A 24,084-nucleotide genomic window follows, 5' to 3' on the forward strand; every position below is an offset into this window, starting at 1 on the left:
GAAGGTCAGGGACGTGGGCGGGAGCGGAGGGCTTCGAGCGCGTGGTCGGCGTGCGCCTCCATGGAGGTCTCGCTGTGGATCACTTCCAGGAGGCGGTGGTCCACGTCGATGACGAAGGTCATCCGGCGGGTGAGAAACGGTCCCACCGCGACGGTACGGCGGGCGCCGAGGCGACGGGCGACGGTGCCATCGGGGTCGGAGAGCAGGGGAAAGCCCAGCTGGTTGGACGTGGCGAACCTCGCCTGCCGCTCGACCTGGTCGCGACTGATCCCGATCCTGGTCGCTCCCTCGGCCGCGAACTCGGCGGCCAGGTCGCGGAAGTGACAGCTCTCGAGCGTGCACCCGGAGGTCATCGCCGCCGGATAGAAGAAGAGCACCACCGGCCCCTTGGCCAGAAACTCGCTGAGCCGCCTCGGCGTGCCCGTCTCGTCGAGGAGTTCGAAGTCCTCGACCACATCTCCCACCGCGAGGCCCATGCCCACGAGTCATCTCCTTAGGTTCACCGGAGGATCTCCGCTCACCTCGGCCGTCGTGATCGGCGAGGCTGAGAGTCGGAGTCCCAACCCCATTTCTAAGCGATTCACCGTTCGAGCGACAGGCCCACAACCGACCCACCGTGGAATATCCATTCTTCCCGTCCGGAAACCGGAAAACGGCGGATCATCACCGGCTCCCCCGGTCCGGTCGTCCCCGGAACCCGTACGGGTGCGCGACGGCGAGCGCGAGGAGCGTGAAGGCCGGGGCGACCACACCGGCCCAGGGCGGCGCGAAACGCAGGAGCAGGGACGCGCAGAGGGCACCGAGGACGAGGGCGACGACGATGGCGACGCGACGCCGGTTGTCGGTGGACCAGCCCGACGCCGAGCTCTCGAACAGCGAGGTGAGGGTGCCCGTGACGAACGTTGCCGTGATACCGGCGAGGTCGACCCGGCGGGCCGCCGCGGCCTGCATGCCCATGGCGCAGGATCCCACCCCGATCAGCGCGAGGATCGCGGCCGGGCCGGGTGCGCCCCCGCTGAGCGCCCAGCCGGCGAGAAAGGCGCTCTGGAGGGCCAGGTCGGCCCACAGAAGCCTGATGACGGCCAACGGCCACAACGCGTTCCCCTCGTGACGCCCGGGCATCGTGAAGCCGATGAGAAGCCCCGCGCAGAACCCCGCGCAGGCGAGGCCGGACCGCAACGCGTGGAGCACCCAGTCCTCGCGGCCGGCGAGGGCGAAGAGGATGAGGTTGCCGGTCATGTTCGCGGTGAAGACACCACCGAGCCCGAGGAAGGCGACCGCGTCCATCGCCCCCGCCGCCAGCGTCAGCAGCACGAGAGCGGCATGGCCGCGCCGCTGTACGCACCTCGTCTCGGGTGTTCGCGCCGGAACGGGCTCACCACCGCGCATGGAAGCCGGAACGGGCGCGGACGACGGGCCGCGCAGGGGGTCCGGAACGGGCTCGCCGGACGCGGGAGCCGAAACGGATTCGGAAGGCACGTCGGACGCGGAAGGCACGTCGGACGCGGAAGGCACGTCGGACGCGGAAGGCGCGTCGGGCGTGTCAGGCGCGGAAGGCGCGTCGGACGCGGGCGAGGGGGATGGGCCGGCGGGTGGCACCGAGGGGTCCTCCCCCTCACGGTGGGTCATGGGGCTGATCGGCCATCTGCCGTCCTCCGTGGTCATGCGGGTGCGCGCATGGTGGATCTTCCCAGCTCAGAGCGGTTTCACCCGGCTTCTCGCCTTCGCGGGCAGCCGGTACGACGCCTCCCTGGCGAGACCCGCGTCGCGGGCGTGCTCCACCAGGACCCGATGATCGTGCGGGAAGCACGGCCGGAGCGCCCGGAAACCGCCCTCCTGGATCGTCGGGTCCGCCATGGCCGCACCACTGTGACAGCTTCGTCTCACTTTTCGCGGCTGTGCGTCACATCCGTCAGGGACGCCTCAGGAGCGGGCCCGCTGCGTCAGGGCGACGCACGCGAGGACGGCCAGCGCCGCCGCGATGGTGACGGGACCGAAGAGCTCGCCGAGCAGCAGCCAGGCCCACAGCAGCGTCAGCAGCGGCTGGGCGAGCTGGGTCTGCCCGGCGCGGGCGATGCCGCCCATGGCCAGGCCCGCGTACCAGGGGATGAAGCCGAGGAACATCGAGACCAGGCCGACGTACGCGAACCCGGCGAGTGAGGCGGTGGTGGGGCGCGGATCGGTGGCCAGCGCGAGCGCGACGGTGATCGGCACGGTCAGCGGTGCGGCGAGGACGAGGGTGTGGGAGATCACCCTCCAGCCGGGGGTGTCGCGGGACAGGCGCCCGCCTTCGGTGTAGCCGACGGCGGCCGACAGCAGCGCGCCGACGAGCAGCAGGTCGGCTCCGGTGACGTGACCGCCGCCCATGCTGAGGGTGAAGACGGTGATCGACACGGCTCCGAGGCCGCAGGACACCCAGAACAGCGCCCTGGGCCGCTCCCCCGCCCTCAGCACCGCGCAGGCGGCGGTGGCGGCGGGCAGCAGCCCGATCACCACTGCGGCGTGCGAGGTGGAGGCCCCGGCGTGAAGCGCGAGACCGCTGAAAAGCGGGAAGCCGAACACCACGCCCGCCACGATGACGCCGTAGGACCGGAGCTGGGACCTGGGCGGCAGCAACGGCACTCTCGCCGCGAGCAGGAACACGGCGGCCGCGACCGCGGCGACGACGGCCCGGCCGACGGCCACCAGGTAGGGGTCGAAACCCTCCATCGCGAAGACCGTCGCCGGGAACGACCCCGAGAAGGCCAGCACCCCGAGCCCGGCCAGCAGGGTCCCCCGCCACGCCCTGCCCGGCGCCTCCGGCGGCGTCGCGCCCCCCGGCCGCCGATCGTGACGCGCCTTTCCCGGTGAGGCGAGGCCGGACAGCACCTCCGCGGGCGGGACCGTACCCGCCGCTATCCGATTTGGCACGATAGCGCTACTCTTTTCACTCATGAATGACGATAGCAGTATCGTCCGGCTCACCGCCACGCTCCGTGAGGAGGTGTCGCGGCTCCGTCCGGGCGACCGGCTGCCGTCGAGCCGGGAGCTGGTCCGGCTGCACAACGTGAGCCCGGTGACCGTGTCACGCGCGATCGGCAGGCTCGCCGCCGAAGGACGGGTGATCACCAGACCCGGCAGCGGGGCCTACGTGGCTCCGGCAATCACACGGGGCGGCGACAACGCCGACATGTCATGGCAGACGGTGGCGCTCGGCGACAGGGTGGTGGACGACAGCGAGGTGAGCGGCCTTCTCGCCTCGCCGCCCGAGGGGGTCATCCCGCTCACCGGCGGCTACCTCAACCCGGCTCTGCGCCCCTCCAGGGCGCTGTCGGCCGCCGCCTCCCGCGCGCTGCGACGTCCCGACGTCTGGGAGATGCCGCCGCTGAGCGGTCTGCCCGAGCTGCGCAGGTGGTTCGCCCAGGAGTTGGGAGGTGACGTCACCCCGTCGGACGTCCTGATCGTCAGCGGCGGGCAGACGGCGCTCATTCACGCCTTCCGTGCCCTCGCGGCCCCCGGGACCCCCGTACTCGTCGAGACCCCCACCTACCCGGGCGCGCTCGCGGCCGCGCGGGCCGCGGGGCTTCGCGCGACGGCCGTGCCCATGGACCGCGAGGGGGTGCGGCCCGAACTCCTCGCGGAGGCGTTCGCCGTGACCGGCGCGCGGGTGTTCCTCTGCCAGCCGACCCTGCACAACCCCACGGGCGCGACCCTGCCCCTGGAGCGGCGCGAGCAGGTGCTGGCGATCGCCCGCGCCGCCGGGGCGTTCGTGATCGAGGACGACTACGCGCGCTACTTCACCACCGCCCCCGCACCTCCGCCGATGGTCGCGCTGGACGCCCACGGCACGGTCGTGCACATCAACTCCCTGACCAAGGTCCTGTCGCCGAACCTGCGGGTCGCCGGGGTCGTCGCCCGAGGTCCCGCCGCGCGGCGCCTCCGGGCGAGCCAGCTCGTGGAGTCGTTCTTCGTCGCCAGGCCGCTCCAGGAGACGGCGCTGGAGTTCGTCGGCTCGCCCGCCTGGCGGCGCCACCTCGCCGCGCTCGGCACCGAGCTGGGGCTGCGCAGGGACACCCTCGCCGCGGCCCTCACCGCCCGGATGCCCGGCGCCACGATCCACCTCGTTCCTCGCGGCGGCCTGCACCTGTGGGTACGGCTCCCCGAGGACCGGGACGAGGAGAGTGCGGTGGAGGCCGCCAGGAGGGCGGGAGCCCTGGTGAGTCCCGGGCGCATCTACTACCCGGCCGAGCCGCCGGGCCCGCGCATCAGGGTGACCCACTCGGCGGCCGTCCACACGGCCGAGCTGGTCGAGGGCGTACGCAGGCTGGCGACGGCCCTCAACGACCACTGACCGTCTGGTCACCCTCGCGGGGGCTCGGAGGCGCCCCCTGCCCCCGAACCCCCGCGAGAGTGGTCAGCCGACCGCGAAGACCTCCTCTTCACACCCTCATGATCATGATCTCTCCTCCGGTACGACGTGCGCCTGCCGGCCTCCTTGAACGCGAGATAGACCAGGTACCACATGCGCACCCCTCATGAAAACACCATCTATCGCGTTATACAGGTGTTGAAAGTAACACAACCCCCTAATGCCGTACAGTGGTTGCGAAGAGGGAAGAGGTGAGCGACGCCATGGGCAACCCCTCCGACCTGGTGATCGACTTCGTGAACACGTACGACGTCGAGGAGCGGACCGACTCGATCCCCTCCCCGGCCGCGCTCACCGCCTGGCTGGCCGGGCGGGATCTGATCGGCCCCGGGGACAAAGCCGACGAGCGGGATCTGGCGACGGCCGCCGATCTTCGCGAGGCACTCCGCGAGGCGCTCCGTCGCAACCACGACCGTCCCGGCGAGACCGGCGACGGCCACGAGGCGGAGCAGTCGAGGCCCTTCGCCGCCCTCCCGCTGCGCGTCGCCCTCACCGCCGCGGGGCCGGTGCTCGAACCGGTCGCGACGGGGGTTCCCGGAGGACTGGCCGGGATCGTCGCCGCCGTGATGGGCACCCGTTCCGACGGGATGTGGCCACGCCTGAAGGTCTGCACCGAGAGCACCTGCCAGTGGGCGTTCGTCGACTCCTCCAAGAACCGCTCACGCTCGTGGTGTTCCATGAAGGTCTGCGGCAACCGTACGAAGACAAGGGCATATCGGGCCCGGCGGCAGATGGAGCCGGGTTCACGTCATCTCTGAGTCGGATTCCCCGATACGGTGTAAGAGCCTGTCTCACGGATCCACCCGCCTGATGCCCGCTCGCGTGGCACGAGATCCATGAGACAGCGCGTTCCGAGGCGACGGCAGACGGCAGAGAAGGAGCGGGCCGAGATGGCAGACGTAGGCGTGCGGGCGGCTCGGCACGATGATGTCGCCGCGGTGACGGGCACCCAGATCCGCGCGTGGAGATACGGCTACCGGGACTTCCTTCCCGAAGGACCGCTGGAGCAGATGACCGGCCCGGCGGCCGAGAACATGTGGCGGCAGCAGTGGGACGACGCGATCACCTCGCCGCCCAGCCGCCGGCATCGCGTGCTGGTGGCCGTGGAGCAGGTCGTCCTCGACACCGACGCCTTCCCGGCGCTCGGCCCGGGCGGCATCGAGGCCATGGCCGCGCTGCAGGGCGCGGAGAAGATCGCCGGTCTGGCGTCACACGCCCCGGCGGAGGATCCCGACCTCGACCCGACCACCGCCGGAGAGATGCTCACGTTCCTGATCGACCCCGACCACGTCCGGCGCGGCCACGGCAGCAGGCTGCTGAACGCCACGGTCGACTACCTCCGTGACGACGGCTACCACACCATCGTGACCTGGGTCTTCGCCGAGAACTACGCGGTGCGGGGCTTCCTGGAGTCCGCAGGGTGGGGCGCCGACGGGGCCGAGCGGGTCATCGACATGGGCCGTACGGTGCGGATGATCCGCCTGGCGACCGACATCAGCTAGAGCCGGAGAGGAACGCCGCAACGCCATGGCCACCCCGAGCCAGTGGATCGCCGGAGCACGCCCGCGCACCCTCCCCGCCGCCGTCGTCCCCGTCGCGATCGGCACCGGAGTCGCGATCGGATACGGCGGAGGGGTGTGGTGGCGGGCCCTGCTGGCCCTGTTCGTGGCCCTCGCCCTCCAGGTGGGCGTCAACTACGCCAACGACTACAGCGACGGGGTGCGCGGCACCGACTCCGACCGGGTCGGTCCGATGCGCCTGGTCGGCTCGGGCGCCGCGCCCCCTCGTCAGGTCCTCGTCGCGGCCCTCGCCTGCTTCCTCGCCGCCGCGGTGGCCGGCCTGGTGCTCGTCGCGGTCACCGGGGCCTGGTGGTTGCTGCTGGTCGGCGCCGCGGCGATCGCCGCGGCCTGGTTCTACACCGGCGGCTCCAGCCCGTACGGCTACCGGGCGCTGGGCGAGGTCTCGGTCTTCGTGTTCTTCGGCCTGGTGGCGGTGGCGGGCACCACCTACGTCCAGCTCGAACACCTGCCCGCTCTCGCGGTGGTGGCCGCCGTCCCGGCCGGCCTGCTGGCCTGTGCGATGCTCGTGGTCAACAACCTGCGCGACATCGTGACCGACGGCCCCGCGGGCAAGCGCACCATGGCCGTGGTGCTCGGTGACACCCGCACCCGCGTCCTCTACACCCTCTGCCTCGTCCTGCCCCTGGTGATCGCGCTCGCGCTCGTGCCGTGGCGGCCCTTCGCGGCCCTGGCACTGCTCGCCGCCCCGCTCGCCGTCGCCCCGGTCAAGGCGGTCCGGGCGGGTGCCACAGGCCCGGCGCTCATCGCGACGCTCCAGCAGACGGGCCGCTTCCAGCTCGTGTACGGCCTGCTGCTCACCGTCGGCCTCGCCCTCTGACCTTCAACGCTCCCCGGCCGCACCCGGCCGAGGCCCTTCACAGGATCCGGCGCATCACGACGCGGGGGACGATCTCGATACCCAGTTCCCGCTCGTGGCGCACCAACTCGGCCATCCCCGGCCCCCACTCGGCCGGGTCGAGCACGACGAAGCCGCGCCGGGCGTACCAGGGTGCGTTCCAGGACACGTCGCGGTAGGTCGTCAGCGTCACGGCGGCGAAGCCGGTCGAGGCCGCGTGCTCGCAGACGGCCTCCAGCAGGCGCCCACCGGCACCCCTGCGCCCATGGTCGGGATGGACGGCCAGCTGGTCGAGGTGGAGTTGCCCGTCGACCAGGCCGACCATGGCGAACCCGATCGGCGGGTCACCCGCGACGAGCACCCGCCCTGGGTCCTCGGTCTCCTCGATCATCGTGGTCCCCGGCGGAAAGGTGATCCCGACCTCGGCGAACAGCCCGTCGGCCGCCAGCTCCACCGCCGCCAGCCCGGACAACTCCTCCGGCCGCGCCCAGCGAACCTCAGTCGAAGTCGAAGCTCGAGTGCTTGTCATGGAACTGGAGGATATTGCGGCATCGCTCGCAGATCATCAGGGTTAACCGGTGCGAGGTGATGCCCCGGCGACTGTCGAGCCTGCCCGTCTCCTTGCGGAACTCCGTGCCGCGACAGAGCGGGCAGGCGAGCTCAGGGTGCGTCATACTCGCGCAACGAGCGGCGCCAGGCCGGGGTCCAGGGCCCCACGGGGCGGGTGCTCAGAGGTCGAGAAGGGGCTCCAGGCCGACGGTCAGGCCGGGCAGCTCACGGACCCGGCGCACGCCCAGGAGCACCCCCGGGGTGAACGACGAGCGGTTCATGGTGTCGTGGCGGATGGTGAGGATCTCGCCGTCGCCGCCCAGGATCACCTCCTGGTGGGCGATGAGCCCGGCCAGCCGCACCGCGTGCACCCGGACCCCGTCGACGTCGGCGCCGCGCGCCCCGTCGAGCTCCGTGCTGGTGGCGTCGGGCATCGGCGCGGAGCCCGCCTTGCGCCGGGCCTCGGCGATCAGCTCGGCCGTGCGGCGGGCGGTGCCCGAAGGCGCGTCGGCCTTGTTGGGGTGGTGCAGCTCGACGATCTCGGCCGACTCGAAGTAGCGGGCGGCCTGCTGGGCGAAGTGCATCATGAGCACGGCCGCGATGCCGAAGTTGGGGGCGATCAGCGCGTTGACGCCGGGGTTGGCGTCCAGCCAGCCCTTGACGGTCGCCAGCCGCCCGGCGTCGAAGCCGGTGGTGCCGACCACCGGGTGGATGCCGTGGGAGACGCACCATTCGAGGTTGCCCATCACGACGTCGGGGTGGGTGAAGTCGACCACCACCTCGGCGCCTTCCAACGCCTCGATCGGGTCGCCCTGGTCGACGGCCGCGACCAGCTCCAGATCGCCCGCCGCCTCGACGGCCCTGCACACTTCGACACCGACGCGCCCTCGGGCGCCGAGAACTCCAACCCTGATCACGGCCCCAAGGCTATACCGTGCGGGCCCGCCGGGCTGTCGCGGACCACCGGGTCCGGCCCTCCAGGAGCGCCCCCGAAGACACGGGCGGCCCCGGCGCGGGATGCGCCGGGGCCGCTGACAGACGGGGTCGTCAGCCGGTGACGACCGCGCTGAAGTCCCTGTCCTCCTCGTAGGGGCCGATGACCGCGAGGGACATCGGGCGGGTGAGGACGTCCGAGGCGACCTCGGCGATCTGCTCCGGGGTCACCGCGTCGATCCTGACGAGCAGGTCGTCGACGGAGAGCAGCTCGTCGAAGACCAGCTCGCCCTTGCCGATCCTGGACATCCGGGAGCCGGTGTCCTCCAGGCCGAGCACGAGGCCGCCGCGCATCTGGCCCTTGCCGCGGACGATCTCCTCCTCGGTGATGCCGTCGGTGACCACGCGGAGCACCTCCTCGCGGCAGATCTTCAGCACGTCGTCGATCTTCGACGGCAGGCAGCCGACGTAGATGCCGAACTGGCCGGTGTCGGCGAGGGCGGAAGTGTAGGAGTACGCCGAGTAGGCCAGGCCTCTCTTCTCCCTGATCTCCTGGAACAGCCGCGAGGACATGCCGCCGCCGAGCGCCGCGTTGAGCACCCCGAGCGCGAAGCGGCGCTCGTCGGTGCGGGTCAGCGCGGTCGTGCCGAGGACCAGGTTCGCCTGCTCCGTCGGCCGGTGGACCACCCGCGTGCCGGAGCGCAGCTCCACGCCGGGCCCCGACACGCGCGGGGGCACCGGCGAGGCGTCCCCGCCCAGGGCCCCGGCCCGCTCGTAGGCGGCGGCGACGAGAGCCACGACCCGCTCGTGGTCGACGTTGCCCGCCACCGACACCACGGTGTGGGTCGGCAGGTAGAAACGCCGGTAGTACTCGGCGATCCGGTCGCGGGTGACCGCGGTGATCGAGTCGACCGTGCCGAGGATCGGCCTGCCGACCGGCGTGTCACCGTACAGCTCCGCGGAGAACTGCTCGTGCACCACGTCGGAGGGGTCGTCGTCGTGCATGGCGATCTCCTCCAGGATCACGCCACGCTCGGCCTCGACGTCCTCCTCGGTGATGAGCGAGGAGGTCACCACGTCGGCGAGCACGTCGATCGCCACCCGCAGGTCCTCGTCGAGGACCCGCGCGTAGTAGCAGGTGTACTCCTTGGCGGTGAAGGCGTTGATCTCACCGCCGATGCCCTCGATGGCCGCGGAGATCTCCAGGGCGTCCCGGGTCGGCGTGCCCTTGAACAGCAGGTGCTCAAGGAAGTGGGAGGAGCCCATGTGCTGGGGGGACTCGTCTCTCGATCCGATGCCGACCCACATGCCGACCGCGACGGAACGCACGGTCGGCATGGACTCGGTCACCACCCGGAGCCCACCGGGAAGGACGGTGCGCTTCACGACCCCGGCGCCGTCCTTGCCGGGGTGCAGAGTGGTGGTGATCACGAGTTGCGGTCTTCCCCTCCGCCGCCACCGCGGTTGCCACCGCCGCTGTTGCTGCTGCGGGTGCGGGTGCGACGGGGCCGCTCCTCGCGGGGCCGCTCGTCGGCGGCGGACGCCTCGGCCGCCGGGGCAGCCGAGGGCTCGGTGTCGCCGGACTCGGCCTTGGCCGCGGCCTCCTTCTCGATGACCTCGACGGGCACCAGGGAGAGCTTGCCGCGGGAGTCGATCTCGGCGATCTCCACCTGGACCTTCTCGCCGACGTTCATGACGTCCTCGACGTTCTCGATGCGCTTGCCGCCGTGCAGCTTGCGGATCTGGGAGACGTGCAGGAGGCCGTCCTTGCCCGGCATGAGGGAGATGAAGGCGCCGAAGGCGGCGATCTTGACGACCGTGCCCAGGTAGCGCTCGCCGACCTCCGGCATGTGCGGGTTCGCGATGGCGTTGATCGCCGACCTGGCCGCCTCGGCGGACGGGCCGTCGGTGGCGCCGATGTAGATGGTTCCGTCGTCTTCCAGGGTGATCTCGGCGCCGGTGTCGTCCTGGATCTGGTTGATCATCTTGCCCTTCGGGCCGATGACCTCTCCGATCTTGTCCACCGGAATCTTGATCGTGATGATGCGAGGAGCCGTCGCGTTCATCTCCGCCGGGGAGTCGATGGCCTCCTGCATCACGTCGATGATCGCCAGGCGGGCGCCCTTGGCCTGCCTCAGCGCGGCCGCCAGCACGGAGGCCGGAATGCCGTCCAGCTTCGTGTCGAGCTGGAGCGCGGTGATGACGTCCTTGGTGCCGGCGACCTTGAAGTCCATGTCGCCCATCGCGTCCTCGGCGCCGAGGATGTCGGTCAGCGTGACGTACTGGTCGCCCTCGTTGATGAGGCCCATCGCGATGCCCGCGACGATGCCCTTGAGCGGGACACCCGCGTCGAGCAGCGCCATCGTCGAGGCGCAGACCGACCCCATCGAGGTCGAGCCGTTGGAGCCCAGCGCCTCGGAGACCTGGCGGATCGCGTAGGGGAACTCCTCGCGCGCCGGCAGCACCGGCAGCAGCGCCCGCTCGGCGAGCGCGCCGTGCCCGATCTCGCGCCGCTTGGGCGAGCCCACCCGGCCGGTCTCACCGGTGGAGTAGGGGGGGAAGTTGTAGTTGTGCATGTAGCGCTTGGTGCGCTCGGGGTTCAGCGTGTCGATCATCTGCTCCATACGGAGCATGTTGAGCGTGGTGATGCCCAGGATCTGGGTCTCGCCGCGCTCGAACAGGGCCGAGCCGTGCACCCGGGGTACGACGTGGACCTCGGCGCTGAGCTGCCTGATGTCCTTGACGCCGCGGCCGTCGATGCGGACGCCCTCGGCGATGACCCGCTCGCGCATGAGCTTCTTGGTCAGCGACCGGAACGCGGCGCCGAGCTCCTTCTCGCGGCCCTCGAAGTCGGGGCCGACCTTCTCCAGCACCAGGGCCTTGACCCTGTCGAGCTCGATCTCGCGCTCCTGCTTGCCGGCGATGGTGAGCGCGGCGGCGAGCTCGCTGCGCACCGCGCCGGTCACCGCCTCCAGGACGTCGTCCTGGTAGTCGAGGAACAGCGGGTATTCGGCGGTCTCCTTGGCGGCGACCTTCGCGACCTTGGCCTGCGCCTCGCACAGCACCTTGATGAACGGCTTGGCGGCCTCAAGGCCCTGGGCCACGGTCTCCTCGGTCGGAGCCACCGCGCCCTCGGCGACGAGCTTGAGCGTGTCGCGGGTGGACTCGGCCTCGACCATCATGATCGCGACGTCGCCGTCGTCCAGGACCCGGCCCGCGACCACCATGTCGAAGGTGGCACTGGCCAGCTCGGTGTTGGTCGGGAAGGCGACCCACTGGCCCTCGATCAGCGCGACGCGGACGCCGCCGATCGGGCCGGAGAACGGCAGCCCGGCGAGCTGGGTGGACAGGGACGCGGCGTTGATCGCCACGACGTCGTACAGGTGCTCGGGGTGGAGCGCCATGATGGTGGCGACCACCTGGATCTCGTTGCGCAGGCCCTTGACGAACGAGGGGCGCAGCGGCCGGTCGATCAGGCGGCAGGTGAGGATGGCGTCCTCGGAGGGACGGCCCTCACGCCGGAAGAACGAGCCGGGAATGCGGCCCGCGGCGTACATTCGCTCCTCGACGTCCACCGTGAGGGGGAAGAAGTCGAGGTTCTCCTTGGGATTCTTGGACGCGGTGGTCGCTGAGAGGACCATCGTGTCGTCGTCGAGATAGACGACGGCGGAACCCGCCGCCTGGCGCGCGAGCCGCCCGGTCTCGAACCGGATGGTACGTGTGCCGAATGAGCCGTTGTCGATGACGGCTTCGCTGCTGTGGACACCCTCCACGGGGGACCTCCTTGTGGATCGGTCGCCCGCGTCCGGCCAGACGCACGTGTCGCGCCTGGTTCGTCGTGTTTTGCCGGCTCCCCGTAGGTGCAGCGCCGGTCTTCGATCGAAGCGCCCGGTTCCGTATGGCTTTGTGCCATGATGACCGGGGGCCACTACCGAGGACCGGCCCTCCGACGCCGTGGGGCGCGCTTGCTTGCGGACGCGGGGCACTGTCTCGGCTATTCAGTTTGCTCACCGGGGCGACGTCTTCGTGGCGCGACGCGCCGACATCGTCCCCCGTGAGAGATGAGGGAGCGGCGCGAACGCCACTCCCTCACACCACTATCGGCGCAGGCCGAGCCGCTCGATGAGCGAGCGGTAGCGCGCGATGTCCTTGCTCTGCAGGTACTTCAGCAGCCGGCGGCGGCGGCCGACGAGCAGCAGCAGGCCACGGCGGCTGTGGTGGTCGTGCTTGTGCACCTTCAGGTGCTCGGTGAGCTCGCTGATGCGCTTGCTCAGCAGCGCGATCTGCACCTCGGGGGAACCGGTGTCGGTCTCACCCTTGGCATAGTCACCGATGATCTTCTTCTTTGCTGCGGTGTCGAGAGACACTTTTCTCCTTGGACCTCTGCGGGCACGCGCAATTCCGGCTCCCCGAACGACCGTGCGTGCCTACAGTCGCCGTGGCGAGATCAGCACCGGGATCATACGACACCGGTTACAGAGCTGACATGCCAGGCTACCACCGGCTTCGCGACCCCCGCACATCCTGTGAGAGCCCGGCGAGCCTCACCCGAAACCCCTACAGGACCGGCATTTCGGCCTCCGAGGTCGACGTGACGCGAGGGCCGTGTGACACGGGGGCCGGGTGGGACCGGACATGAGATCGAGCACAGGATCGGGCACGGAATCGCGCACGGACCGGGCAGGGGATCGGGCACGGAACCGGGATTCCGGGAACCGGGGTCGGCGTGGCATGAGGACCGGCCGGGACCCCCGCGGGCCCCCTCCCTGAGGAGGTCAGCTCGTCAGGCGCCGGACCTCGTCCACGTCGGCGTGGATCTGCGCGACGAGAGCCTCGATCGAGTCGAACCTGGTGTTGCCGCGCAACCTCGGCCCGAAGTCGACGGCCACGTGCGCGCCGTAAAGATCGAGGTCGTCGCGGTCGAGGGCGTACGCCTCGACGGTGCGGGGCACCCCCTCGAAGGTCGGGTTGGTGCCTACGGAGATCGCCGCGGGCCAGCGCTCGCCGCCGTACACCGCGGGCAGGTTGCCGGTCTCGACACCCTGCAGCCAACCGGCGTAGACGCCGTCCGCAGGGATGGCGGTGAACTCCGGCGACTCCAGGTTCGCCGTCGGGAAACCGAGCTGCCGGCCGCGCTGGTAACCGCGGACGACCACGCCCTCGACCCGGTGCGGACGGCCGAGCGTCTGCCGGACCGCCTCCATGTCGCCGGAGGCGATCTGCTCGCGGATCAGGGTGGAGGAGATCGTCTCCCCGTCGCTGACCAGCGGGACCGCCTCGGCCACGAAGTCGTACTTCTCCCCCAGGGTGCGCAGCGTCTCCACGTCGCCGGAGGCCTTGTGGCCGAAGCGGAAGTTCTCCCCCACCACGACCCCGGCGGCGTGCAGCCGGTCGACGAGGACGGTCTGCACGAACTCGTCCGGGCTCATCCGGGAGAACTCCAGCGTGAACGGCAGGACGCACACCGCGTCGACGCCCAGGCCCGCGAGGAGCTCGGTGCGGTGCCTCGCCGTCGTCAGCCTCGGAGGGTGCGTGCCCGGCCGCACGACCTCCTCGGGATGCGGGTCGAAGGTCACCACCACCGAGGGAACCCCGAGACGAGCGGCCATCGCGACGGCACGGGCCACCATCTGCTGGTGCCCGCGGTGAACGCCGTCGAAGACGCCGATCGTGACGACGGACCTGCCCCAGTCTTCGGGCACGTCGTCCAATCCGTGCCAGCCTCGCACCGCAGCCTCTTCCCTCGTAGCGGATGAACCCCTAAAGCCTGCCATGCTCTGAGCCCTTCCCCCCAATCGGGGAGCCCCTTGCCCGTGGCGCGCCCCTCGCCGCGAAAGGTCCGGGACAACACCCGGGACGACGACGGACGGCCCGTCAGGGGACGAAGACGGCCAGGGACCTGGCGACCTGGCCACGCTCCTCCATCAGCGCCACCAGGGTGCCGTCGGGGGCGAACACCCCGATCGGCCCGCTCCCCGCGCCCAGCGCGGGCAGCCGCCCGCCGTGCGCGACGGTGGCCGCCTCCTCGGCGGTCACGTCCCGGCGGGGAAAGGCCGCCGCGACCGCGTCGGCCATCGGCAGGATCACGCACTCGGCGGCGAGGTGCTCCAGGGTGTGGGCCGTCGACAGGTCGTAGGGGCCCACCCGGGTACGGCGCAGGGCGGTCAGATGACCGCCGACGCCCAGGTCGGCGCCGAGATCACGGGCGAGCGCGCGGATGTAGGTGCCACTGGAACAGGACACCGAGGCGTCGACGTCGACGAGATCACCGTGCCGGCGCACGGCGGTGATCTCGAAGCTCGACACGGTCACCTGGCGAGCCTTGAGCTCGACCTCCTCCCCCGCCCTCGCCCGTTTGTAGGCTCGCTCGCCGTTCACCTTGATCGCGCTGACCTGCGGCGGGATCTGCATGATCGGGCCGGTCAACGCGGCGACGCCCTTCCTGATGTCCTCCTCGGCGACCTGCCCCGCCGGCACCGACGCGGTGATCTCACCCTCGGCGTCGTCGGTGTTGGTGGTCTGACCGAGGCGGATCGTGGCGTCGTAGCCCTTCTCGGTGAGCGCGAGGTGGCCGAGCAGGCGGGTGGCCTTCTCGACACCGACCACCAGCACGCCGGTGGCCATCGGGTCGAGGGTGCCCGCGTGACCGACCTTGCGGGTGCCCGCGATGCCGCGGAGCTTGGCCACCACGTCGTGCGAGGTCCACTCGGCGGGCTTGTCAACGATGATCAGTCCGCTCGGCGGCGGGGTGCGCTTGGCGCGGGCCGTACTCATTGTGGTCCTCACAGGCGTGCGGTGAAGGGCTTACAGCAGTGCCCGGAGACTCGCGATCGTCTCCTCTACGGGCTGGTGGGAGGTGAAACCCGCCGCCTTGGCGTGCCCGCCGCCCCCCAGCGCGACGCTGACGCGCGAGACGTCCACCCCGCCCTTGGAGCGCATGGAGACCTGCCAGACGCCGTCGTCGTCCTCCTTGAGAATCGTGGCGACGTCCGCCTCGTCGGTGCGCCGGATCACGTCGATCATCCCCTCGACCTCGTCGTACGGCAGCCCGTACGCGGCGCGGTCGGCTCGGGTGACGAACGTCCAGACCAGGCCACCGCCCACCTCGGGCTCCAGCCGCACCCTGCCGAGCACGACGCCGAGCACCTTCAGGTAGCCGAACGGAGAACGATCCCACAGCTCGCGGGAGATCTTCTCGGGATCGAGCCCGGTGTCGAGCAGCCGGGCGGCCATCGCGTGCGCCTCCGGGGTGGTGGAGGAGTGCCTGAAGGAGCCGGTGTCGGTGACGAGCCCGACGTACAGGCAGGTCGCGATGTCCTTGTCGATCGGCAGGCCGAGCCGGTGGATCAGCTCCTCGGCGAGCACGGCGGTGGCCGCGGCATCGGGATCGACCAGGTTGAGGGTGCCGAACCCGGTGTTGGACGGGTGGTGGTCCAGCACGACCAGCTCGTTCGCCTTGACCGTGTTGCCGGTCAGCACGCCGAGACGCCCGACGGTGGGCACGTCGAAGGTGACCATCACCTCGGGCGCGGCGGGATAGTGCGCGGGGTCGGCCAGCAGCTCCTGCCCCGGCAGGAAACGCAGCAGCCTGGGCACACTGAAGCGCCGGTCGCCGAAAGAGGCGGTGACCCGCTTGCCCGCCGCGCGCAGTGCGAGCCCGACGGCGAGCATCGAGCCGAGCGCGTCACCGTCGGGTGAGACGTGACAGGCGAGCGCGATCTCGTCCGCGGCGGAGATGAGCTCAACGGCCCGTGCCCAGTCCCGGCCGGACACCGGACCCGCCGAGCCCGCCGAGCCCGCCGAGCCCGCCGAGCCATCGTCACGCGAGGCGGGCGTCACGTCGCGGAGCGTCCCGCGCGTTCCGGGGATTCGTCTTCCTCGTCCCCGGATTCGTCGCCGTCTTCCCTGTCCTCGGGCCTGCGGTAGGGATCGGCGTCCCCGGCGTGCGACGCCCCTTCGGCCCGCTTGGCGATCTCCACGTCCCTGGCCTTCGCCTCGGCGAGCAGATCCTCCAGATGGCGGGCGCTGTCAGGGAGCGGGTCGTGGGTGAACGTCAGCGTCGGCGTGTGGCGCAGCCCCGTCTGGCGGCCCACCTCCGAGCGGATGAGCCCCTTGGCGCTCTCCAGTGCCATGGCGGAGTCGGCCCGCTCGGCCTCGGAGCCGAACACGGTGTAGAACACCGTGGCCTCGCCCAGGTCGTTGGTGATGCGGGTGTCCGTCACGGTCACGAACCCCAGCCTGGGGTCCTTGATGCGGCGCTCCAGCATCTCCGCCACGATCTGCTGGATCCGATCGGCGATCTTGCGCGCGCGTGCGGCGTCCATAACTCCCCCCTTCTCACGGGGATGGCCGGTGGCGGTAGGGGTTCTTCCGCGACCGGCCGTCTCCGTATCTAGTCTTCGTCCTCGTTGTAGAGCCGATGTCTGGCGGACAGCAGCTCGATCTCCGGGTGGAAGGCGATCAGGCGCTCGCAGTCGTCGAGCACCTCACCGCAGTTGGCTGCGGTGGCGGAGACGACCGCGATCCCGATCTCGGTACGGCGATGCAGGTCAAGATGACCGGTCTCCGCGACGGCCACATTCGGGAACCGTCGCCGCACCTCCGCGACGATGGGACGCACCACCGAGCGCTTCTGCTTCAGCGAGTGGACGTCGCCGAGCAGGATGTCCAATGTCAGTGCACCTACATACATGGTGGGTCACTCGCCACGATCGACACCGTGCCACGGGCTCGGGTCCCGCCCACCGGCCGCGCACCCGAGGGTGCGCGGCCGGTGGAACGGTTTCCCTGCCTGTCGAGGCATCAGGTTCGCGGCTTCTCCCGCATCTCGAAGGTCTCGATGACGTCATCGATCTTGATGTCGTTGTAGCCGACACCGATACCGCACTCGAACCCTTCGCGGACCTCGGTCGCGTCGTCCTTGAAACGGCGCAGCGAGGAGACGGTGAGGTTGTCGGAGATGACGACCCCGCCGCGGATGATCCGGGCCTTGCTGTTGCGGACGATCGTGCCCGAACGGACCAGCGCACCGGCGATGTTGCCGATCTTCGGCACCTTGAAGACCTCGCGGACTTCGGCGGTGCCCATCTGGACCTCTTCGAACTCCGGCTTGAGCATGCCCTTGAGGGCCGCCTCGATCTCCTCGATCGCCTGGTAGATGACCGAGTAGTAGCGGATGTCGACGCCCTCGCGCTCGGCCAGATCGCGCGCCCTGACCTCGGGACGCACGTTGAAGCCGATGATGACGGCGTTGTCGTCGGCGACCGCCAGGTTGACGTCGTACTCGGTGATCGCACCGACGGCGCGGTGGAGCACCCGCAGGCGCACCTCGTCGCCGACATCGATCTTGAGCAGTGCGTCTTCCAGGGCTTCGACGGAACCGGAGACGTCACCCTTGATGATGAGCTTGAGCTCGTCGACCTGGCCCTTCTCCATCTCGCTGAAGAGCTCTTCGAGGGTGCGGCGACGGCCGGACCTGGCCATGTCCGCGATGCGCTTGCGCGCGGCGCGCTGCTGGGCGATCTGGCGCGCCATCCGGTCGTCGGTGACGACGATGAAGTTGTCACCGGCTCCCGGCGTCGCGGTCAGACCGAGGACCTGCACCGGACGGGACGGGTCGGCCTCCGGGATCGCCTCGCCCTTGTCGTCGAGCATCGCCCGGACGCGGCCGAAGGCCTCGCCACAGACGATCGAGTCGCCGACGCGGAGCGTGCCGCGCTGGACCAGCACGGTCGCGACCGGGCCGCGGCCCTTGTCGAGGTGCGCCTCGATGGCGACGCCCTGGGCGTCCATCGTGGCGTTGGCCCGCAGGTCGAGCTCGGCGTCCGCGGTGAGCAGGATGGCCTCGAGCAGCTGCTCGATGCCGATCCCGTTCTTGGCGGAGATGTCGACGAACATCGTGGTGCCGCCGTACTCCTCGGCGACCAGACCGTACTCGGTGAGCTGGGCGCGCACCTTGCTCGGGTCCGCCCCCTCCTTGTCGACCTTGTTGACCGCGACGACGATCGGCACGTCGGCCGCCTGGGCGTGGTTGAGCGCCTCGATGGTCTGCGGCTTCACGCCGTCGTCGGCCGCGACGACCAGGACGGCGATGTCGGTCACCTTGGCGCCTCGGGCACGCATGGCGGTGAACGCCTCGTGACCCGGGGTGTCGATGAAGGTGATCTTCCGCTCTTCGTCCTCGTGCGTGGTGGCGATCTGGTAGGCACCGATGTGCTGGGTGATGCCACCCGCCTCCCGCGCCACCTCGTTGGTGTTGCGGATGGCGTCGAGCAGCTTGGTCTTACCGTGGTCGACGTGACCCATGACGGTCACCACCGGCGGGCGGGCGACCAGGTCGGACTCGTCGCCCTCGTCCTCGCCGAACTCGATGTCGAAGGTCTCCAGGAGCTCGCGGTCCTCCTCCTCCGGGCTGACCACAAGCAGGTTGTAGTCGAGCTCGGCGGCCAGAAGCTGGAGCGTCTCCTCGTTGACCGACTGCGTGGCGGTCACCATCTCGCCCAGGTGCAGCATGATCTGCACCAGGGACGCCGGGATCGCGCCGATCTTGTCGGCGAAGTCCGACAGGGAGGCGCCGCGCGACAGGCGGATCGTCTGCCCGTTGCCGCGAGGAGCCTGCACGCCGCCGATCGCCGGGGCCTGCATGTTGTCGAATTCCTGACGCCGCTGGCGCTTGGACTTGCGACCGCGGGTCGGGCGTCCTCCGGGACGGCCGAACGCGCCCGCGGTGCCTCCACCGCGACCACGGCCACCACCACCGGGACGACCGGCGAAACCGCCGCCGCCACCACCGGGGCCACCGGTTCCGGTGCCGGGACGACCCGCGCCGCCACCGCCACCCGGGCGACCGGCGAAGCCGCCGCCACCACCGGGACGACCGCCGCCACCGGGACGACCGGCGCCGCCACCCGGGCGACCGGCACCCGCGCCGCCGCCGGGACGGCCGGCGCCACCGCCGCCGGGACCGGCGGGCCGGCCCTGGGGCATCATCATCGGGCTGGGACGCGGACCACCCGGACGCGGGCCACCGGGACCACCGGCGCCGCCACCGGGACGCGGGCCACCGGCGCCGGGCCCCGGACGCGGGCCACCCGATCCGGGCGGGCCGGAACGAGCGCCGGGCGGACGGGGACCGGCGTTGTCGCGGTCCTGGCGAGGACCGCGGTCCTCGCGGGGGCCGGGACGCGGACCTCTGTCGCCGGGACCGCCGTCACGGCCGGGGCCACCGGGACCACCGGGGCCGCCACCGCGCGGCGGACGGGCCTGGCCCATGCCGCTCGCGTTCGAGGAGAACGGGTTGTTGCCGGGGCGCGGACCGCGCGGACCCGGACGCGGGCCGGGCTTGGGCGCACCGGCACCGGGGGCACCGGCTCCGGGCCTGGGGCCCGAGGGCGCTCCACCGGGACCGCCCGAGGGACGACCGCCCTCGGGGCGCGCCTCGGGGCGCTGCGCGGGACCCGGACGCGGAGCGGGCCTGGGACCCGGCTTGGGGCCGGGGGCCGCGGGGCGCCCGCTCTCGGTGCGGGGCGCCTCGAACCGCGGTGCCTGCACCTGCGGCGGCTGCTGACGCGGCGGCTGCGGGGGCTGGACCGGCGGAGCCGGAGGAACCACCGGCGGGGCCGCCTGCGGCGCGGGGGCCGCGGGACGGGCCTGCACGGGCCCCGGACGAGGACCCGGCCTGGGGGCCGGACCCGGCTTGGGGATGGATGTCGGTGCCGAGGTGGCACCGTTTGGCTGGCCGTCACCCGGCCGAGGGGCCGCCTGAGGCGGCCTGGGGCCTCTGCCCCTGTCGGACGAGCCCTTACTGGGGCCGCCCAAAGCTTCCGTGAGCCTGCGGACTACCGGTGCTTCGATAGTCGAGGACGCCGAACGCACGAACTCGCCCATCTCCTGGAGCTTGGCCATTACGACCTTGCTCTCCACACCGAACTCCTTGGCGAGCTCGTATACCCGGACCTTCGCCACTGCACTCCCTTGTCTCGGCCCGGGAGGCGGTGCCGCCGGACCGTCGTTACGTTGACGTACTCATCGCCGCATGCTCATCAGGCGCTCATAGCTATCTGACCAGCCCATCAGTTCGGCGTCCTACATGACAGTCGGTAACCATTTCACCCGATCCTTTCAGCCTGTTGCTCTTCCAGGTGGCCGCGCAGTCGCGACAGGTCGAGCGATTCCGCGACACGAAAAGCCCGCGAAAACGCTCGGCGACGCTCTGCGAGTTCGAGACAGCTCAAGGTGGGATGCAGTGAAGCACCACGCCCTTGGAGCCGTCTTCGCAGGTCAGGGACGATAACGCCCTCGACCACCACCAGGCGGAGCAGCTCGGAGGAAACCGTGCGAACCCGGCACCCCACACATGTTCTTCGTGGGGCAGCCTGGCCACCATATTCCAGCTTACCGTGTGGGCGCATCTGCGGCACCGGCCGCGTCCCCCGGCTGGGTGTCGGGACGGATGTCGATCCGCCAGCCGGTGAGGCGGGCGGCGAGCCGGGCGTTCTGCCCCTCCTTGCCGATGGCGAGGGAGAGCTGGTAGTCAGGCACGGTCACGCGCGCGGCGCGGCCGTCGAAGTCGATCACCTCTACGTGGGAAACGCGGGCCGGGGACAACGCATTCCCCACGAACTCCGCGGGATCCTCCGACCAGTCGATGATGTCGATCTTCTCGCCGTGCAACTCCGTCATCACGTTGCGTACCCGCGAGCCCATCGGGCCGATGCAGGCACCCTTGGCGTTCACCCCCGGACGCCGGGACCGGACCGCGAGCTTGGTGCGGTGACCGGCCTCGCGGGCGACGGCGGCGATCTCGACCGTGCCGTCGGCGATCTCGGGCACCTCCAGCGCGAAGAGCTTCTTCACCAGGCCGGGGTGGGTGCGCGACAGGGTCACCGAGGGACCCTTGTGGCCCTTCTTGACCTGCACCACGTAGCAGCGGATGCGGTCGCCGTGGACGTATTCCTCGCCCGGGACCTGCTCGCTGTGCGGCAGCACCGCCTCGATCTTGCCCAGGTCGACCAGGACGACCCTCGGGTCCTTGCCCTGCTGGATGACCCCCGCCACGAGTTCGCCCTCACGACTGGCGAACTCACCGAAGTTGATCTCGTCCTCGGCGTCGCGGAGCTGCTGCAGGATCACCTGCTTGGCCGTGGTCGCGGCGATGCGGCTGAAGTTGCCCGGGGTGTCGTCGAACTCCCTGAGCACCTCCCCGCTCTCGTCGTCGAGCTCGGCCGCGAAGATGGTCACGTGCCCTGACTTGCGGTCGAGCTCGGCGCGCGCCTTGGCCGCCGCGCCCTCACTCCGGAAATACGCGATCAGCAGCGCGTCCTCGATCGCCTTGACGACCAGGTCGAAGGAGATGTCCTTCTCCCTCTCCAGGCTGCGCAGGACGCTCATGTCGATGTCCACGAGGCTTCCCCCTTAGCCCTCGTCGCCGTCTTCGCCGTCGTCTTCGGCGTCGTCGAGCCGGCGGAATTCCACCTGCACCCGTCCTCGGGTCAGGTCCTCATAGTCGATGCGGCGCGGTGCGCCGTCGACGTCCAGCTCCACGCCGGTCTCGTCGGTGGCGACGATCCGGCCCTCCACGGCGGTGCCGTCCCGCAGGTCGGCCTTGACCAGCCTCTTCACCGCTCGGCGCCAGTGACGCGGCTCGGTGAGGGGGCGGTCGACTCCCGGAGAGGAGACCTCCAGCACGTACGGGGTGGTTCCCATCGCCTCGTCGGCGTCCAGTGTCTCGGAGACGACGTGGCTGATCTCCGCGACGTCGTCGAGGCTCACGCCGCCGTCACGGTCGACCACGACACGCAGCAGCCGCCGCTTGCCCGCGGGGGTGACCGTGACGTCCTCCAAGTCGAGCCCTCCGGCTCCGACGACAGGTTCCAGAAGCTTCATCAGGCGGTCGCGGGATGTGGCGCTGCCCATGCCGACCTCCCATTGTCACGATCTCAGCCGGGCGGACCTCGCCCATGCGATTAACCAGCCTATCCACACCAGGGCGTAGAAACAGCGCCACTCGGTGTGGCGGAGCCGTCCGAGAAGCGAGGTGAGTGCCATTATTCCAAGCCCGTACGATGCTAAGTGCGTCAGCTGCCCGACACAGAACCGGAGGTCGTCGTGCGTTCCGTCTCCCGGCGCGCCCTGCTGAGGGGCGGCGCTCTCGGGGTGGCAGCCGTGACGGCCGCGGGGTGCGCCACCGGTGAGCCGGTGCCGCCCGTGGCCGCGCCGCCCGACCCCGAGACGCTGCTCCTGCGCGAGCTGATCGCGGGCAAGGAGCGGACCGTGGCGCTGTACGCCTCGGCCGCCTCGCCCCGGCTGGAGCCCTTCAGGCAGCGGCACGAGGCCCATCTCGCCGAGCTCCGCCGCCGTCTCCCGCCCGCTCCGGCGTCCACGGCCGCGACCCCCTCTGCTTCGCCCACGCCGTCCCCGTCGGGTGGCCCGGCTCGGAGCACGTCGGTGCGGGCCCTGCGCGACCTGGAACGCAAGGCCGCGGCACTGCGCACCCGTCAGATCGAGGGGGTCTCCCCCCCGCTCGCCCAGTTGCTCGCGTCCATCGGCGCCTGCGAGGCCGCGCACGCCCTCGCCCTGTCGAGGCCGCTGTGAGAGGCGCGCGGGGGTCCGCAGGGGCCGATCAAGGGCTCGGCGCGGCGCTGGCGGCCGAGCACGCCGCCGTGTACGCGTACGGGATCCTCGGGGCCAGGACCACGGGCAGGCTGCGGGCGGCGATGACGACGGCCTACAACGCCCATCGCGCCCGCCGCGACCAGCTCCGCACGATGATCACCACCGCGGGCGGCACACCCGCCGAGCCCAAAGCGGTCTACGAGCTTCCGATCACGCCCTCCGGCCCGGACCAGGCGGTGGAGCTGGCCGTGCTGGTCGAGCGCGGGGTGACCGGCGCCTATCTGGAGCTGGCCGCGACCACCGACACCACGCTGCGCAAGATGGCCGCGCTGGTCATGCAGGAGTGCGTCACCCGCTCCTACAGCCTGCGGCCCGAGATCGACGCCTTTCCCGGCATGCCGCCCAGGACCGCGCCGCCGAACCCGGAGCCCACTCCCACCCCGGCCACGTCCCAGTGACCTTTCCTTTCGCATTTCGCGGGTGACCCCTTCCGGCACAACGAACTGGTCAACGTGTAAATCGATCTCCAATGGAGGTCGCCTGGGGTGCGAGTCGCGAATCAAACCCGCTTTCGACCACGTTTGCACCGTGCCTGCCGGGTAGTTGGATCTCGCCGAATACGCCTAAGGAGGAAGTAATGGGCTGGGGATACCGGAAATCCATGAAGTTCGGTCCGTTCCGTCTTAACCTTTCGCGGAGTGGAGTGGGCCACAGCTGGGGAAACCGCGCCTTCAGGGTCACCAGAACGGCCGACGGGCGCCGCACGCTGAGCATCAATCTTCCCGGTGGCTTCCACTGGCGCAAGACCGTCAGCAGCAGCCGTCGCTGATGGGCATCACTCCGGAACCCTTCGCGGACGCCGCTCGTTCTCACCAGACGACACGGCGTTTCCGCGAGTCCGGGGAGAAGGCATTGGGCTGGGGATACAGAAAGTCAGTCAAAGTCGGTCCTTTCAGGATCGACCTGTCCCCGCGCGGGATCGGCCACAGTTTCGGCGGTCGCGGATTTCACGTCAGCAGAACTCCCGACGGCCGCACATACGTGACCGTCAACCTGCCCGGTGGGTTTCACGTGGGTAAGGCGATCGGCCCGAGCTCCCGGCGTCGACACCACCACTACTGACGCGCGGCCACACACTCGAAAAGAGCGGCCCGCCCCTTCCAAGG

26 protein-coding genes are annotated in these 24,084 nt (G+C 70.8%); 8 read left to right on the forward strand and 18 right to left on the reverse strand.

What is annotated here, in order from left to right; all coding sequences use genetic code 11:
* Window positions 1-5 precede the first annotated feature (5 nt).
* The 4 genes from ACFY3V_RS04740 to ACFY3V_RS04755 form a co-directional block, all read right to left on the reverse strand.
* Window positions 6-476, reverse strand: a complete 471-nt coding sequence (locus ACFY3V_RS04740; RefSeq protein WP_362898768.1) for a peroxiredoxin — start codon at window positions 474-476, stop codon at window positions 6-8.
* A gap of 187 nt (window positions 477-663) precedes the next feature.
* Window positions 664-1,314: a YoaK family protein gene (locus ACFY3V_RS04745; protein WP_362898570.1), complete on the reverse strand. Its 651-nt coding sequence runs from the start codon at window positions 1,312-1,314 to the stop codon at window positions 664-666.
* A gap of 381 nt (window positions 1,315-1,695) precedes the next feature.
* Window positions 1,696-1,857, reverse strand: coding sequence for a hypothetical protein (locus tag ACFY3V_RS04750; protein ID WP_389769984.1), 162 nt, complete (start codon window positions 1,855-1,857; stop codon window positions 1,696-1,698).
* A 66-nt stretch (window positions 1,858-1,923) separates the two neighbouring features.
* A complete protein-coding gene (locus ACFY3V_RS04755) occupies window positions 1,924-2,910 on the reverse strand; it encodes a DMT family transporter (protein ID WP_362898574.1) in 987 nt (328 codons plus the stop codon).
* A 22-nt stretch (window positions 2,911-2,932) separates the two neighbouring features.
* Here ACFY3V_RS04755 and ACFY3V_RS04760 point away from each other — a divergent pair, with 22 nt between their 5' ends.
* From ACFY3V_RS04760 to ACFY3V_RS04775, 4 genes are all read left to right on the forward strand, one after another.
* On the forward strand, window positions 2,933-4,330 hold the full coding sequence (locus ACFY3V_RS04760; RefSeq protein ID WP_350944694.1) for a PLP-dependent aminotransferase family protein: 1,398 nt from the start codon (window positions 2,933-2,935) through the stop codon (window positions 4,328-4,330).
* Window positions 4,331-4,599: 269 nt separating this feature from the next.
* A complete protein-coding gene (locus tag ACFY3V_RS04765; RefSeq protein WP_362898577.1) occupies window positions 4,600-5,166 on the forward strand; it encodes a CGNR zinc finger domain-containing protein in 567 nt (188 codons plus the stop codon).
* A gap of 132 nt (window positions 5,167-5,298) precedes the next feature.
* A complete protein-coding gene (locus ACFY3V_RS04770; protein WP_362501163.1) occupies window positions 5,299-5,910 on the forward strand; it encodes a GNAT family N-acetyltransferase in 612 nt (203 codons plus the stop codon).
* A 25-nt stretch (window positions 5,911-5,935) separates the two neighbouring features.
* Window positions 5,936-6,805, forward strand: coding sequence for a 1,4-dihydroxy-2-naphthoate polyprenyltransferase (locus tag ACFY3V_RS04775; protein ID WP_362898579.1), 870 nt, complete (start codon window positions 5,936-5,938; stop codon window positions 6,803-6,805).
* A 37-nt stretch (window positions 6,806-6,842) separates the two neighbouring features.
* Here the strand turns inward: ACFY3V_RS04775 and ACFY3V_RS04780 are convergent, their stop codons facing one another.
* The 14 genes from ACFY3V_RS04780 to rimP all read right to left on the reverse strand — a co-directional run bounded on the left by ACFY3V_RS04780 (window position 6,843) and on the right by rimP (window position 22,219).
* Complete coding sequence (locus ACFY3V_RS04780; RefSeq protein ID WP_389769991.1) at window positions 6,843-7,352, reverse strand: GNAT family N-acetyltransferase; 510 nt, start codon at window positions 7,350-7,352, stop codon at window positions 6,843-6,845.
* A gap of 199 nt (window positions 7,353-7,551) precedes the next feature.
* Complete coding sequence (gene dapB / locus ACFY3V_RS04785) at window positions 7,552-8,289, reverse strand: 4-hydroxy-tetrahydrodipicolinate reductase (protein ID WP_362898583.1); 738 nt, start codon at window positions 8,287-8,289, stop codon at window positions 7,552-7,554.
* 130 nt (window positions 8,290-8,419) lie between these two features.
* Window positions 8,420-9,733: a pitrilysin family protein gene (locus ACFY3V_RS04790; protein ID WP_350944849.1), complete on the reverse strand. Its 1,314-nt coding sequence runs from the start codon at window positions 9,731-9,733 to the stop codon at window positions 8,420-8,422.
* Window positions 9,733-12,078, reverse strand: coding sequence for a polyribonucleotide nucleotidyltransferase (locus ACFY3V_RS04795; RefSeq protein ID WP_389769994.1), 2,346 nt, complete (start codon window positions 12,076-12,078; stop codon window positions 9,733-9,735). Before ACFY3V_RS04795 ends, ACFY3V_RS04790 begins: the two co-directional genes overlap by 1 nt.
* A gap of 324 nt (window positions 12,079-12,402) precedes the next feature.
* Window positions 12,403-12,672 carry a 30S ribosomal protein S15 gene (gene rpsO / locus ACFY3V_RS04800; protein ID WP_350944705.1) on the reverse strand — a complete coding sequence of 90 codons (270 nt, stop codon included), beginning with the start codon at window positions 12,670-12,672 and terminating at the stop codon, window positions 12,403-12,405.
* 408 nt (window positions 12,673-13,080) lie between these two features.
* A complete protein-coding gene (locus ACFY3V_RS04805; protein WP_350944706.1) occupies window positions 13,081-14,034 on the reverse strand; it encodes a bifunctional riboflavin kinase/FAD synthetase in 954 nt (317 codons plus the stop codon).
* A gap of 145 nt (window positions 14,035-14,179) precedes the next feature.
* Window positions 14,180-15,079 (reverse strand): tRNA pseudouridine(55) synthase TruB, encoded by a 900-nt coding sequence (gene truB, locus ACFY3V_RS04810; RefSeq protein WP_362898588.1) that lies wholly within the window; start codon window positions 15,077-15,079, stop codon window positions 14,180-14,182.
* A 30-nt stretch (window positions 15,080-15,109) separates the two neighbouring features.
* Window positions 15,110-16,144 (reverse strand): bifunctional oligoribonuclease/PAP phosphatase NrnA, encoded by a 1,035-nt coding sequence (locus ACFY3V_RS04815; RefSeq protein ID WP_389770000.1) that lies wholly within the window; start codon window positions 16,142-16,144, stop codon window positions 15,110-15,112.
* On the reverse strand, window positions 16,141-16,629 hold the full coding sequence (gene rbfA, locus ACFY3V_RS04820; RefSeq protein ID WP_350944709.1) for a 30S ribosome-binding factor RbfA: 489 nt from the start codon (window positions 16,627-16,629) through the stop codon (window positions 16,141-16,143). Before rbfA ends, ACFY3V_RS04815 begins: the two co-directional genes overlap by 4 nt.
* Window positions 16,630-16,697: 68 nt before the next feature.
* Window positions 16,698-16,997, reverse strand: a complete 300-nt coding sequence (locus tag ACFY3V_RS04825) for a DUF503 domain-containing protein (protein ID WP_350944711.1) — start codon at window positions 16,995-16,997, stop codon at window positions 16,698-16,700.
* Window positions 16,998-17,107: 110 nt separating this feature from the next.
* Window positions 17,108-20,269 (reverse strand): translation initiation factor IF-2, encoded by a 3,162-nt coding sequence (infB, locus tag ACFY3V_RS04830; RefSeq protein WP_389770004.1) that lies wholly within the window; start codon window positions 20,267-20,269, stop codon window positions 17,108-17,110.
* A gap of 143 nt (window positions 20,270-20,412) precedes the next feature.
* Window positions 20,413-20,715: a YlxR family protein gene (locus tag ACFY3V_RS04835; protein WP_350944851.1), complete on the reverse strand. Its 303-nt coding sequence runs from the start codon at window positions 20,713-20,715 to the stop codon at window positions 20,413-20,415.
* Window positions 20,699-21,706 (reverse strand): transcription termination factor NusA, encoded by a 1,008-nt coding sequence (gene nusA, locus ACFY3V_RS04840; protein ID WP_350944715.1) that lies wholly within the window; start codon window positions 21,704-21,706, stop codon window positions 20,699-20,701. Before nusA ends, ACFY3V_RS04835 begins: the two co-directional genes overlap by 17 nt.
* A gap of 12 nt (window positions 21,707-21,718) precedes the next feature.
* Window positions 21,719-22,219 (reverse strand): ribosome maturation factor RimP, encoded by a 501-nt coding sequence (gene rimP, locus ACFY3V_RS04845; protein WP_350944716.1) that lies wholly within the window; start codon window positions 22,217-22,219, stop codon window positions 21,719-21,721.
* A 192-nt stretch (window positions 22,220-22,411) separates the two neighbouring features.
* Between rimP and ACFY3V_RS04850 the strand changes: the two genes are divergently transcribed.
* The 4 genes from ACFY3V_RS04850 to ACFY3V_RS04865 all read left to right on the forward strand — a co-directional run bounded on the left by ACFY3V_RS04850 (window position 22,412) and on the right by ACFY3V_RS04865 (window position 24,040).
* The gene (locus tag ACFY3V_RS04850) at window positions 22,412-22,897 is read left to right on the forward strand and encodes a hypothetical protein (RefSeq protein ID WP_389770010.1); all 486 of its coding nucleotides are present in this window, start codon (window positions 22,412-22,414) and stop codon (window positions 22,895-22,897) included.
* Window positions 22,894-23,376: a ferritin-like domain-containing protein gene (locus ACFY3V_RS04855; protein WP_362898597.1), complete on the forward strand. Its 483-nt coding sequence runs from the start codon at window positions 22,894-22,896 to the stop codon at window positions 23,374-23,376. The genes ACFY3V_RS04850 and ACFY3V_RS04855 overlap by 4 nt, the downstream gene beginning before the upstream one ends.
* Before the next feature lie 179 nt (window positions 23,377-23,555).
* On the forward strand, window positions 23,556-23,747 hold the full coding sequence (locus tag ACFY3V_RS04860) for a DUF4236 domain-containing protein (RefSeq protein ID WP_350944719.1): 192 nt from the start codon (window positions 23,556-23,558) through the stop codon (window positions 23,745-23,747).
* Window positions 23,747-24,040: a DUF4236 domain-containing protein gene (locus tag ACFY3V_RS04865; RefSeq protein WP_389770015.1), complete on the forward strand. Its 294-nt coding sequence runs from the start codon at window positions 23,747-23,749 to the stop codon at window positions 24,038-24,040. Before ACFY3V_RS04860 ends, ACFY3V_RS04865 begins: the two co-directional genes overlap by 1 nt.
* Window positions 24,041-24,084 lie beyond the last annotated feature (44 nt).

Source organism: Streptosporangium sp. NPDC000095 (assembly GCF_042899335.1).
Lineage (GTDB): Bacteria > Actinomycetota > Actinomycetes > Streptosporangiales > Streptosporangiaceae > Streptosporangium.